The sequence below is a fragment of the Streptomyces sp. NPDC059828 genome, assembly GCF_042731955.1.
Lineage (GTDB): Bacteria > Actinomycetota > Actinomycetes > Streptomycetales > Streptomycetaceae > Streptomyces.
The window spans coordinates 1-12,599 of sequence record NZ_JBHWIW010000085.1; the positions used below are offsets into that span (position 1 = coordinate 1).

Genomic DNA, 12,599 nt, shown 5'->3' on the forward strand with positions numbered 1-12,599 from the left:
CGGCCCCCCTATTATGTGGGGTTGCCCTAACCCCACCCTAGCCGCGGGATCGCCGGCCCCACCCTCACGGGCCCGGGATCGCCCGCTCGTACGCGTTCGGCTGCGGTCTGCGGTCTGCGGTCTGCGGTCTGCGGTATCGCGGGCCGGTACGGAGGCGGGGCGGATGTCCCGGGGGAGTGGGCGTGAGCGTGAACGGCGCCGCGCCCGGTCGGCTCGGGTGCGGCGGTCGGCTACTGCGGCCTGGTCGCGATCTGGATCAGGTTGCCGCAGGTGTCATCGAGAACCGCGACGGTGACCGGACCCATCTCCAGGGGCTCCTGGGTGAAGCGGACGCCGAGGCCGCGCAGGCGCTCGTACTCCGCCGTCACGTCGTCGACGGCGAACTGCGCGAGCGGGATGCCGTCCTTGACCAGCGTGTCACGGTAGGTCCTGGCCGCCGGGTGACGTGCGGGTTCCAGCAGGAGTTCGGTGCCGCCGGGCTCGTCGGGCGAGACGACGGTCAGCCACCGGTCCTGCTCGCCCACCGGGACGTCGTGCTTCTTCACGAAGCCGAGGATCTCGGTGTAGAAGCGCAGGGCCTCGGCCTGGTCATCGACGAAGACACTGGTCAGATGGATCTTCATGGGGTGCTCTCCGCGGTGAGACGGTCGTCGGCCACGACCCCAGGATAGGCATCGTCGACGGGGCCCTCAGGGTCCGTGGCACCCCCGTGTCCCCGGACCGTCGTCGGACCCCGTCCTCGGACCCGCCCCCGCGGCGGCGCGCGGCATCAGTGTGCGAACTGCCCCGGCGTGTAGTGGCCCGGCACGGCCCGGGTGGTGACACCGAACCGGTTCCAGGCGTTGATCACCGTGATCGCGGCGATCAGCTGCGCCAGCTCCGCCTCGTCGAAGTGCTTCGCCGCCTTCTCGTACACCTCGTCCGGCACGAAGCCGTCCGTCAGCACGGTGATCGCTTCGGTGAGCTCGATCGCGGCGATCTCCTTGGGCGAGTAGAAGTGCTGCGACTCCTCCCAGGCACTGAGCTGGATGATCCGCTCGAGGGACTCCCCGGCCGCAAGCGCGTCCTTGGAGTGCATGTCGAGACAGAAGGCGCAGTGGTTGAGCTGCGAGGCACGGATCTTCACCAGCTCCAGCAGCACGGGGTCGACCCCCTTCCGTGCTGCCGCATCCAGCCTGACCATCGCTTTGTAGACCTCGGGGGCGTGCTTGGCCCACTCCACGCGGGGTGCGGGTTCGGGGTTGAGCTCGTGGTGAGTGTGGTTCGTGGTCATGGCATCGACCATATGCTCGGCATGGCGCACCGACATGGTCCATTTCCGTGCCAGATGACTGGGCCACTCGCCTCGGCGGCGGCACCGGGGAGAGCGGGTGCGGAGGCCGCATGCGCACAGCCGACGCGCCCTGCGTGGGGCGGAGTAGGGTCCACCTCCATGGCGGATGACTGGGCCGGTTTCGGGGCCGACCTGCACCTCGAGCTGCGCGGCCAGGGGCTGCGCGCCGGGCTCATGGACGCGTTGCGGGAGGCCGTGCGCACGGGACGGCTCGCGCCCGGGGCCAGGCTTCCTTCGTCCCGTACGCTCGCCGCCGATCTCGGGATCGCGCGCAACACCGTCGCCGACGCCTACGCCGAACTCGTCGCCGAGGGCTGGCTCACCGCACGGCAGGGGTCCGGCACCCGGGTCGCCCGGCGTGCGGCTCCGCGCAGGAGCGGGGCTCCTTCGCCGACTACGCCGCGCACCGGCCGGTTCCGGCAGCGGCCCGCGTACAGCCTCGTGGCCGGTACGCCCGATCTGGCGTCGTTCCCGCGTGCTGAGTGGCTCAAGGCGGCGCGGCGGGCACTGACGGCCGCGCCGTATGAGGCGTTCGGGTACGGAGACCCGTACGGGCGCATCGAGTTGCGTACCGCGCTCGCGGACTACCTGGCGCGGGCGCGCGGGGTGTACGCCGAACCAGGACGCATCGTCATCTGCTCCGGGTTCGTCCACGGGCTGACGCTGCTCGGCACGGTGCTGCGGCAGCGGAAGGTGCGGGATGTGGCCGTCGAGGCGTACGGCTACGCCGTGCACCGCGAGCGGCTCGGCGACACCGGACTCCGGCTGCCCGCGCTGCCCTTCGACACGCTCGGCAGCCGCACCGGGGAACTGGCCGCCATGAAGGATGTCGGTGCCGTGCTGCTCACCCCCGCTCACCAGTTCCCGATGGGCGTCGCGCTGCATCCCGACCGGCGGGCCGAGATCGTGGACTGGGCGCGGCGCTCGGGCGGGCTGGTCCTGGAGGACGACTACGACGGGGAGTTCCGCTACGACCGCCAGCCCATCGGCGCGCTCCAAGGACTCGACCCGGACCGGGTCGTCTATCTCGGCACGGCCAGCAAGGCCCTGGCTCCGGGCCTGCGGATCGGCTGGCTGGTGCTGCCGCAGGCCCTGGCCGATGAGGTCGTGGCGGCGAAGGGCCCCGTGGACTGGGCGACGAGCACGCTGGACCAGCTCACGCTCGCGGAGTTCCTCGTGTCCGGTGCGTACGACCGCCATGTGCGCGGGATGCGGCTGCGCTACCGCCGACGCCGTGACCAGCTCGTCGAGGCACTCGCGGAACGCGCCCCGGGGATCACGGTCAGCGGTATCGTGGCCGGGATGCACGCGGTCCTCGAACTGCCCCCGGGCACCGAGACCTCCGTACTCCAGGCAGCCGCCTGGCAGGGCCTGCTCATCGAGGGCCTCTCGCAGTACCGCCATCCCGCCACGCCGCCCACGCGCGACGCCCTCGTGGTCGGCTACGGCACACCGCCGGACAGCGCGTGGTCGGGCACGCTCGACGCGCTGTGCCGGGTGCTGCCGTAAGAGCCCACCACGGCCGTAGCGGAGTCCGTCAGGGCGCCGGGTCCACCGGAGGCCGTTGCGTCTGCGGCGTCGGGAGCTCCCCGAAGCGGGCCAGTGCCAGTGCCCCCGCCACGGAGATCGCGAAGCCGGTCACGGCCAGCCAGGCGAGACCCTCGCGGGGGCGGTCGCCGAGCCAGATGAGGCCGACCGCCGAGGGGAGCAGTGTTTCGGACAGGACCAGGCCGGCGGTCGCCGTGGTCACCGAGCCGCGGGCGAAGGCGGAGGTGAGGAGCAGGAAGGCGGAGGCGCCGCCGAGGACGATGGCGTAGAGCGCCGGGCTGCTGAAGTCCAGCGAATCGAGGAGCCGCACCGCCACCTCGGGCACCCCGAAGCCGATGCCCGCGCCGAGCCCGAGTGCCAGGGCCCGGGTGCGGCCCGGCAGGCGGCCCGCTGCCGCGCCGATCAGCAGGACCACGAACGCCGTGCCGAGCAGCGCCCACTTCAGGGCGGGCGGCGGGGGAGTGCTGCCCTCCGGACCCGAGGCGAGGCCCAGCATCGCGAGGCCGATGCAGACCACGCCCACCGCGGTCCACTCGATCCGGCTGAGCCGCACCGACAGCAGCCGGGTCGCGGCGACCGCCGTGACCGCCAGGCTGGCGGCGAGGGCCGCGCTCACCGCGTAGATCGGGATCAGGCGGAGCGCCACGACCTGGAGGGCGAAGCCCGCTCCGTCCAGGGCGAGCCCGGCGACGTACCGCCACTGCCGCACCGCGCGCAGCAGCAGGGCCGCGTCCACCCCGGAGGTCGCGTCCGGGTCGGCGACGGACCGGGCCGCGATCGCCTGGAAGACCGTGGCCAGGCCGTAGCAGATGGACGAGGCGACCGCGCAGAACATCCCGAAGTGCACAAACCGACTCTAGATGGGGAGGCTTCGTGGACCAGGCTTACGGCGGCGCGGCACGGCCCTCTAGTGTGTGCGGCGGTTCATTGAGTGGCTTGATGTGTACGCAGATGTGTACGAGAACGAGAACGGGGAGGCCGGGGGGATGGCGCGGCGCAGGCTGAGGTCGGGGACGGTCGTGCTCGGCGGCATGGGGGTGCTCGCGGCGACGCTCACCTCCTGCGGCTCCGAGCCGGACGAGCGGTGCATCGACCCGGTGACATACGAGGTCCTGCCCGACTACGAGTGCGACGATGACGACGGCGGCAGTGGCCACGGTCGCTACTACTACGGCGGCAACATCAGCAACGGCAGGGTCTCGGGTGGCAGCTACGACAAGTCGGCCGTCAAGACCGGCGGTTTCGGCTCCTCCCGCTCCAGCGGCGGCTGAGCAGAAGACAACCGTGCACCGATGAAACGCCACACCATCGAACCCCGCCCCGGCTGGCAGCAGACCGTCGAGGAGCAGGGCGTCATCTATCCGCTCACCCGCTACCCGGACGGCTCGCTGCGCCCGTACTGGGACGAGAGCGCGTACTACGAGTTCTCCCTGCCCGAGGTCGAGGCGCTGGAGGAGGTCGTCGAGGAGCTGCACGCCATGTGTCTGGCCGCGGCCGGGCACATCGTGGAGCAGGGACGCTTCGCCGACCTCGGCATCACCGACCGGCGGGTGGCCAGGCGGGTCGCCGAGTCCTGGCGTCGCCGCGCCGAACTTCCCTCCCTCTACGGGCGCTTCGACCTTCGCTACGACGGGACGGGACCGGCGAAGCTTCTGGAGTACAACGCCGACACCCCCACCTCGCTGGTGGAGGCCGCCAGCCCGCAGTGGTTCTGGATGGAGGAGCGCTTCCCGGGCGCCGACCAGTGGAACTCCCTGCACGAGCGGCTCGTGGATGCCTGGAAGCGGCAGGCCCCCTTGCTGCCGCCCGGCCCCGTGCACTTCGTGCACTCCGACGGCGATGAGCTCGGCGAGGACCTGATGACGGTCGCGTATCTCCGCGAGACCGCCCAGCAGGCCGGGCTGAGCACCGAGGCGCTGTCGGTGGAGCGGATCGGCTGGGACCAGATCTCCGGGCGGTTCGTGGACGACCGGCTGCGCTTCATCCGCAGCTGCTTCAAGCTGTACCCCTGGGAGTGGCTGACCACCGACCCCTTCGGCCCGCATGTCCTGGACACCCTGGACAACGGCGGCGGCACCGGCACCACCTGCTGGATCGAGCCCGCCTGGAAGATGCTGCTCTCCAACAAGGCGCTGCTCGCAGTGCTGTGGGAGCTGTACCCGGGCCATCCGAACCTGCTCCCGGCCTATCTCGACGGCCCGCGCGAGCTCGCCACGACCACCGGCTATGTGGCCAAGCCGCTCCTGGGCCGGGAGGGCGCGGGCGTCACCGTCCACGAGCCGGGCGCGGACCCCGTCATACGCGACGAGCCCTGCTGCTACCAGGAATTGGCGCCGCTCGCCGACTTCGACGGCAACCGGGTCGTGCTCGGCGCCTGGGTGGTCGAGAACGAGGCGGCCGGGTTGGGCATCCGCGAGTCCACGGGGCTGATCACGGACGAGTACGCCCGCTTCATCCCGCATGTGATCCTCTGAGCCGCTGAGAAGCCGCTGTCCTACCGCACGTGATGGGTAGGTTTCCGCAGCTCAGGCATGATGTCGGCGTCGGTGAGGCAAGGTCGGACCGTCGGGTTGTCTCGTGGTGGAGGGCGCACAGCGTCGTGCATCTGGCGGTCGCAGTAGCCCCCCGGCTGCCCGCCTCGGCCCTCCGGCCAGGGCGGGACCGGCATCGCGTCGCGGACCACCGTCCACTCCGCGTCCGGCATGTCGGACGGATGCCGCGGTTTCACGGTCCGGTCGGTCACTCGCGTTCCCAGACCGGTGGGCGAGGCAATCGCACGACCGGGTAACCGAGTTGGACGGTGCGGGTGGGGGCGGCAAGGCTGGAGCACACGGGCCTCCTGGCCAACTCGGATCTCGACGATCCGGAGCTGAACAGGAGGCCCTGCCTTCATGCGCGTCGCAGCCCGAGATCACCGGATCGGGCCGCCCCAGTCGCACCGATCTCCACCCTGATCGGTACGACAACGGCTTCTAAGGCGTAGGGGCACAGACGGCGTACGGGGTGAAGGTGATGGGTTCTGTGGACTCATTCGTGAGGGAGACCTCCCACGAGTCGTCGACAGGCTTGCTGACGAGGTTGCTGGCGGGCGGGCCGGTGATTTCGAATCCGCCGCCAGTGATGACACTGCCGAGGGGGCAGTCGGCTGTGGAGGAGCCGGGTGTTGCCGCGACGTCCAGGCCTTGCGGGAAGGTGCCGACGGGGACGGTCGCGGTGACGGTGTTCGTCGACGTGTCGATCACCGCCACATTGTTCGAAAGGGTGTTGGTGACGTACACGAGTGTCCCGGCTGGGTTCAGGGCCACACCTGTCAGCCCGACGCCGACGGGGATGGTTGCGGTGACGGTGTTCGTCGACGTGTCGATCACCGATACATCTCCCGAATCGGCGTTGGCGACGTACACGAGCGTCCCGGCCGGGTTCACGGCCACACCTCTGGGCCCGTCGCCGACGAGGACGGTTGCGGTGACGGTGTTCGTCGACGTGTCGATCACCGACACATTGTCGGAAGTGGTGTTGGCGACGTACACGCGCGTTCCGGCTGGGTTCACGGCCACATCTGAGGGGGCGTCGCCGACGGGGACGGTTGCGGTGACGGTGTTCGTCGACGTGTCGATCACCGACACGTTGTCCGAATTGGTGTTGGCGACGTACACGCGCGTTCCGGCTTGGTTCACGGCCAGCTCTTCGGGGGCGTCGCCGACGGGGATGGTTGCGGTGACGGAGTTCGTCGACGTGTCGATCACCGACACGTTGTCCGAATTGCTGTTGGCGACGTACACGCGCGTTCCGGCTTGGTTCACGGCCACCCCTTGAGGGCCGTCGCCGACATTGACGGTTGTGGTGACGGTGTTCGTCGACGTGTCGATCACCGACACTTGGTCCGCGGCTGCCCTGGTGACGTACGCGAATGTCCCGGCTCGGTTCACGGCCACATCTCGGGGAGCGTTGCCGACGAAGATGGTTGTGGTGACGGTGTTGGTCGACGTGTCGATCACCGACACGTTATCCGACAGAGTATTGGCAACGTAGGCAAAGGTGCCGGGCGCGGCGGCGGCAGGCGGTGCTGCCATGATCGAAATGGGTAGGCCGCTCAGAACTACCGCAGCCGCGGCGATACGGGCGCGTACCCGTACCCACCGCCCACCACCTCGGCTGCGTACCTCGCCCACTGCAATACTGGCCATGACAACCTCCTCAAGCGCACCCATCACGGTGCCCGCACGGCTGGCAAGCGATCAACCTAGCCAACGGTCCCTTGAATCACCGTTGCGTCCGTACCGCCACGCCCGCTCGGTGCATCCTTCGGAGTAGGGAGGGACACACCTTGGGGCCGGGCGATCGGCGAGGCTCTCGGCGAACCCCGAGCTTCGGTCACGCCTAGGACCGAAGGACCCGGGGATGCCCGGGATGGCCGGCGCGCTCACGCCCACCGGTGGCTCGTATGGGTTGGCCGCCCGACATCCGCGACGACTCGGCCACTCCGCGTGGGACGTGATCGCCTGGGCCGCCTCAGGACGGGTGTGCCGCCGGCGGGCCGATCCAAGGGTCGTAGGCCCGCTGGAAGGTGCCGTTCTCCAAAGGGCCCGCCAATCTTTGTTGTTGATCTGTAAGGGGCCCTTAGGGCCTCGGGGAGGCACGGCACGCCTCCCCGAGGCCCTGCGCCAGGTCATTCCCCGGCCAGCACCGCGCGCAGCTGGTCGAGGCCCCAGTCCAGATCCTCCTTGCTGATCACCAGCGGGGGAGCGATCCGGATCGTGGACCCGTGGGTGTCCTTCACCAGTACGCCCCGGTCCATCAGCTTCTCCGAGATCTCCCGGCCCGTGCCGTGTGCCGGGGTGATGTCGACCCCCGCCCACAGCCCCCGCCCGCGCACCGCGTCGACCGCGCCCCCGCCGACCAGGAGACCCAGCTCGTGGTGCAGGTGCTCGCCCAGCTCGGCAGCCCGCTGCTGGAACTCGCCGGTGCGCAGCATCCCGATGACCTCCAGCGCGACCGCGCAGGCCAGGGGGTTGCCGCCGAACGTCGAGCCGTGCTCACCCGGCCGGTAGATCCCGAGCACATCGGCGGACGACACGACCGCCGAGACGGGGACGACGCCGCCGCCCAGCGCCTTGCCGAGCACGTACATGTCCGGGACCACGCCCTCGTGCTCACAGGCGAAGGTGCGCCCGGTGCGGCCCAGGCCCGACTGGATCTCGTCGGCGATGAACAGCACCCCGCGCTCGCGGGTCAGTTCCCGCACCCCGGTGAGATAGCCGGCCGGCGGCACCAGGACGCCGGCCTCGCCCTGGATCGGCTCGAGCAGCACGGCCACCGTGTTGTCGCTGAGCGCGTGCTCCAGCGCGGTGAGGTCGCCGTAGGGGACGATCTCGAAACCCGGGGTGTACGGGCCGAAGTCGGCGCGTGCCTCCGGATCGGTGGAGAAGCTGATCACCGTGGTCGTACGGCCGTGGAAGTTGTTGGCCGCGACGACGATCTTCGCCTGGCTCTCCGGGACCCTCTTGACCTGGTAGCCCCACTTCCGGGCCGTCTTCACGGCGGTCTCCACCGCCTCGGCGCCGGTGTTCATCGGGAGCACCATCTCCATGCCGCACAGCTCGGCGAGCTGGGTGCAGAAGTCGGCGAACCGGTCGTGGTGGAACGCCCTGGAGGTCAGGGTCACCCGCTCGAGCTGGGCCTTCGCCGCGTCGATCAGCCGCCGGTTGCCGTGGCCGAAGTTGAGCGCCGAATACCCGGCGAGCATGTCGAGGTAACGGCGGCCTTCGACGTCCGTCATCCAGGCACCGTCCGCGGAAGCGACGACGACGGGCAGCGGGTGGTAGTTGTGGGCGCTGTGCGCCTCCGCGGAGGCGATCGCCTTCTCCGTAGCAGACACGGGGTCTCCGTTCGTCCTGCGGCATGGGTATGCGGGCCGGGCCTGGGTGGTGGCCCCTTTCTATCGTCGCTCGCGCGGTGCGTGAAGAAACATGAGTGACGGAACCAGGAACGAGGAACCGGAAACGCGGAACCCGGGACAGGGCCTTCGGCAGCGGCGAGTAGGGTGGGCGGCACGCACGGCGACTGGCGTACGCGGAAGGGACCGCGGGGAAGCCGTGTGCGGCAGAACCGACGAGGTGCCGCCCGCCTGGGCACCTTCCGAGTGGGTGCTGCCGCTGCCCCGCCGCCTGCGGGGCCCGCGAGCCGTACCCCGGGACACCGACACCGAACGCCCGCCCTGCCCGGAGGACGCCCGCCATGACGACGCTCCCTGCCCAGCACGCCCACCCCGCACTTACCGCGGCCGACCCCGAACTCGCCGCGCTCGTCGGAGCCGAGGAGCAGCTCCAGGCCGCCACCCTGCGGCTGATCCCCAGCGAGAACTACGTGTCGGACGCCGTGCTCGAGGCGTCCGGCACCGTCCTGCAGAACAAGTACAGCGAGGGCTACCCCGGCCGCCGTTACTACGAGGGTCAGCAGAACATCGACCAGGTCGAACAGCTCGCCGTGGCCCGGGCCAAGGCGCTCTTCGGGGTCGAGCACGCCAATGTCCAGCCGTACTCCGGCTCTCCGGCCAACCTCGCCGTCTATCTGGCCTTCGCCGAGCCCGGCGACACGGTGATGGGCATGGCCCTGCCGATGGGCGGCCACCTCACCCACGGCTGGGGCGTGTCGGCGACCGGCAAGTGGTTCCGCGGGGTGCAGTACGGGGTGCGCCGGGACACCGGCCTGATCGACTACGACGAGGTGCGTGAACTCGCTCTCAAGGAGCGGCCGAAGGTCATCTTCTGCGGCGGCACCGCCCTTCCCCGGACCATCGACTTCGCCGCCTTCGGGGAGATCGCCCGCGAGTCCGGTGCGGTGCTGGTCGCCGATGTCGCGCATATCGCCGGTCTGATCGCGGGCGGGGCGCACCCCTCGCCGGTGCCGCACGTGGACGTGATCTCCACGACCACCCACAAGACGCTGCGGGGGCCGCGCGGGGCGATGCTGATGTCCCGCGAGCAGCACGCGAAGGCCATCGACAAGGCGGTCTTCCCCGGCCTCCAGGGCGGCCCGCACAACCAGACCACCGCGGCGATCGCCGTCGCCCTGCACGAGGCTGCGCTGCCAACGTTCCGGGACTACGCGCACGCGGTCGTGGCCAATGCCAAAGCCCTCGCCGAAGCGCTGCTCGACCGTGGCTTCGCGCTGGTGTCCGGCGGCACCGACAACCACCTGATCCTGATCGACCTCACGCCCCAGAACGTCCCGGGCAAGGTCGCGGCGCAGGCGCTGGACCGCGCGGGGATCGTCGTCAACTACAACACCGTGCCCTACGACCCGCGCAAGCCGTTCGACCCGTCCGGCATCCGCATCGGCACCCCGTCACTCACGTCCCGTGGCCTCGGCACCGCGCACATGCCCGCCGTCGCCGACTGGATCCAGCGGGGAGTCACCGCCGCCGGGTCGGGCGACGAGCACGCCATCGCCGCGATCCGTGCGGAGGTCGCGGAGCTGATGGCGGCCTACCCGGCGCCGGGCCTCCCGGCGTAGCGGCCGGACGGCCCGCCCCGCACCCTCCGACTCGGGTGGGGGTGCGGGGCGGCTCGCGGCACGTCCTCCCGGCCGTGTGTGCGTGTGTTCCTCGTCTCACCGGCGATCGTCATACGGACCCGCCGAGCACGCCGGGACCGTGTCGCGGTCCCGCGCTCGTGCCCGTATCACCGGCATCCCGCGCATCCCGGGCATGCGAGGTGTCCCCGCCGTGGGCCACCGGGCGCGCCGTGCCCCGGGCACATGCCCGGGGCCCCTCGGTGACGGGTGCGGCGCGACGCCCGCCCGCAAACCGTTCCCGGACTGTCGGCGGCACCTGAGAGAATGCTTCACATGGCCTCTGACAGTCCTCGCGTGCTTTCCGGCATCCAGCCCACCGCAGGTTCGTTCCACCTCGGCAACTACCTGGGCGCGGTCCGCCAGTGGGTCGCGCTGCAGGAGACCCATGACGCCTTCTACATGGTCGTGGACCTCCACGCGATCACGGTTCCCCAGGACCCGGCGGAGCTGCGGGCCAACACCCGTCTCGCCGCGGCCCAGCTGCTCGCCGCGGGGCTCGACCCCGAGCGCTGCACGCTGTTCGTCCAGAGCCATGTCCCCGAGCACGCCCAGCTCGGCTGGGTGATGAACTGCCTCACCGGCTTCGGCGAGGCGTCCCGGATGACCCAGTTCAAGGACAAGTCCGCCAAGCAGGGTGCCGACCGGGCCACCGTCGGCCTGTTCACGTACCCGATCCTCCAGGTCGCCGACATCCTGCTCTACCAGGCCAACGAGGTGCCGGTCGGCGAGGACCAGCGTCAGCACATCGAGCTCACGCGCGATCTTGCCGAGCGGTTCAACGGCCGGTTCGGGCAGACGTTCACGGTCCCGTCGGCGTACATCCTCAAGGAGACGGCCAAGATCTACGATCTTCAGGACCCGTCCAGCAAGATGAGCAAGTCGACGTCCAACCCCAAGGGCCTGATCAACCTTCTCGACGAGCCGAAGACGACGGCGAAGAAGGTCAAGAGCGCGGTCACCGACACGGACACCGTGATCCGCTTCGACGCGGAGCACAAGCCGGGCATCAGCAATCTGCTCACCATCATGTCCACCCTCACCGGCACCGCCGTCGCGGATCTGGAGCAGAGCTACGAGGGCAAGGGCTACGGTGCGCTGAAGACCGACCTCGCCGAGGTCATGGTGGACTTCGTGACCCCGTTCAGGGACCGGACTCAGGAGTACCTGGGCGACCCGGAGACCCTGGACTCGATCCTGGCCAAGGGTGCGGAGAAGGCCCGCGCGGTCGCCGCCGAGACCCTCGCCCAGACCTACGAGCGGGTGGGCTTCCTGCCGGCCAAGCACTGAGCCGGGGCCTTGGCCCGGGCACTGAATCCAGGCACTGAGTCCAAGGACACAGGCACAGCGGCCCGGGACAGACCAAGGGCCCTGGCGGGAGGCCCGCGGCAGCCGTCACACTGGCGGCTGTGGAGAGGCTTCACCACCGCTGGAGAAACCATCGACCCGGATCCCGGACACCCGGCCGGAGACCCGGAGAGGAGAACGACGTGGGGACCGTAACGCTCGGCGTTTCGATCGCGGTCCCGGAGCCCTTCGGCAGCCTGCTCCAGCAGCGGCGCGCGGGCTTCGGTGATCCCGCTGCCCACGGGATTCCGACGCATGTCACCCTTCTCCCGCCCACCGAGGTCGACGCGTCGGCGTTGACCGCTGTCGAGACGCACCTGAGCAGGGTCGCCGCCGACGGGCGGGCCTTCCCGATGCGGCTGCGAGGCACGGGCTCCTTCCGCCCGCTGTCGCCCGTCGTCTTCCTCAAGGTCGTCGAGGGCGCGGCGGACTGCACCCGGCTCCAGCAGCAGGTCAGGGAGTCGTCGGGCCCGGTGGCCCGGGAGCTCCAGTTCCCGTACCACCCGCATGTGACCATCGCCCACGGCATCGCCGAGGAGGCCATGGACCGGGCGTACGAGGAGCTCGCGGGGTACGAGGCGGCGTGGACCTGCGCCTCCTTCGCGCTGTACGAGCAGGGTCCGGATTCCGTGTGGCGCACGCTGCGGGAGTACGCGTTCGAGGGCGGCGGCTCCGGGCTGTCCAACGTGCCCCCGCAGGGCACCGCGGTGGACACCCCGGCGCCCGCGCCCAGGTAGGCGGCACCCGCGCCCAGGTGGGCGGCGCCCGTCAAGCCAGGCCCAGCCGGTCAGACGACGGC

General features: G+C 70.5%; 11 protein-coding genes and 1 riboswitch. Of the genes, 6 read left to right on the forward strand and 5 right to left on the reverse strand.

All coding sequences use genetic code 11. The annotated features are described in order from the left end of the window. Positions 1–230: 230 nt before the first annotated feature. Entirely contained in the window at positions 231–623 is a 393-nt protein-coding gene (locus tag ACFV6V_RS30555) for a VOC family protein (protein WP_385571088.1), read from the reverse strand. Between the two features lie 146 nt (positions 624–769). Then, positions 770–1,273 (reverse strand): carboxymuconolactone decarboxylase family protein, encoded by a 504-nt coding sequence (locus tag ACFV6V_RS30560; RefSeq protein ID WP_385571089.1) that lies wholly within the window; start codon positions 1,271–1,273, stop codon positions 770–772. Positions 1,274–1,432: 159 nt separating this feature from the next. Between ACFV6V_RS30560 and ACFV6V_RS30565 the strand changes: the two genes are divergently transcribed. Next, positions 1,433–2,842, forward strand: coding sequence for a PLP-dependent aminotransferase family protein (locus ACFV6V_RS30565; protein ID WP_385571090.1), 1,410 nt, complete (start codon positions 1,433–1,435; stop codon positions 2,840–2,842). A gap of 28 nt (positions 2,843–2,870) precedes the next feature. Here the strand turns inward: ACFV6V_RS30565 and ACFV6V_RS30570 are convergent, their stop codons facing one another. Then, positions 2,871–3,728, reverse strand: a complete 858-nt coding sequence (locus ACFV6V_RS30570) for a hypothetical protein (protein WP_385571091.1) — start codon at positions 3,726–3,728, stop codon at positions 2,871–2,873. A gap of 139 nt (positions 3,729–3,867) precedes the next feature. Here ACFV6V_RS30570 and ACFV6V_RS30575 point away from each other — a divergent pair, with 139 nt between their 5' ends. Both ACFV6V_RS30575 and ACFV6V_RS30580 read left to right on the forward strand, forming a co-directional pair. Next, positions 3,868–4,152 (forward strand): hypothetical protein, encoded by a 285-nt coding sequence (locus ACFV6V_RS30575; protein WP_385571098.1) that lies wholly within the window; start codon positions 3,868–3,870, stop codon positions 4,150–4,152. A 21-nt stretch (positions 4,153–4,173) separates the two neighbouring features. Continuing rightward, entirely contained in the window at positions 4,174–5,355 is a 1,182-nt protein-coding gene (locus ACFV6V_RS30580) for a glutathionylspermidine synthase family protein (RefSeq protein ID WP_385571092.1), read from the forward strand. Positions 5,356–5,853: 498 nt separating this feature from the next. Here ACFV6V_RS30580 and ACFV6V_RS30585 read toward each other — a convergent pair whose 3' ends face one another. Next, positions 5,854–7,068 carry a beta-propeller fold lactonase family protein gene (locus ACFV6V_RS30585; protein WP_385571093.1) on the reverse strand — a complete coding sequence of 405 codons (1,215 nt, stop codon included), beginning with the start codon at positions 7,066–7,068 and terminating at the stop codon, positions 5,854–5,856. A gap of 482 nt (positions 7,069–7,550) precedes the next feature. Further along, positions 7,551–8,759: an ornithine--oxo-acid transaminase gene (rocD, locus tag ACFV6V_RS30590; protein WP_385571094.1), complete on the reverse strand. Its 1,209-nt coding sequence runs from the start codon at positions 8,757–8,759 to the stop codon at positions 7,551–7,553. Positions 8,760–8,930: 171 nt separating this feature from the next. Then, positions 8,931–9,021, forward strand: a riboswitch (ZMP/ZTP riboswitch). A 97-nt stretch (positions 9,022–9,118) separates the two neighbouring features. Between rocD and glyA the strand changes: the two genes are divergently transcribed. From glyA to ACFV6V_RS30605, 3 genes are all read left to right on the forward strand, one after another. Then, complete coding sequence (gene glyA / locus ACFV6V_RS30595) at positions 9,119–10,396, forward strand: serine hydroxymethyltransferase (RefSeq protein ID WP_385571095.1); 1,278 nt, start codon at positions 9,119–9,121, stop codon at positions 10,394–10,396. 333 nt (positions 10,397–10,729) lie between these two features. Further along, positions 10,730–11,743 carry a tryptophan--tRNA ligase gene (gene trpS, locus ACFV6V_RS30600; RefSeq protein WP_385571096.1) on the forward strand — a complete coding sequence of 338 codons (1,014 nt, stop codon included), beginning with the start codon at positions 10,730–10,732 and terminating at the stop codon, positions 11,741–11,743. A 200-nt stretch (positions 11,744–11,943) separates the two neighbouring features. Continuing rightward, positions 11,944–12,537 carry a 2'-5' RNA ligase family protein gene (locus ACFV6V_RS30605; protein ID WP_385571097.1) on the forward strand — a complete coding sequence of 198 codons (594 nt, stop codon included), beginning with the start codon at positions 11,944–11,946 and terminating at the stop codon, positions 12,535–12,537. The last annotated feature ends 62 nt before the right edge of the window (positions 12,538–12,599 follow it).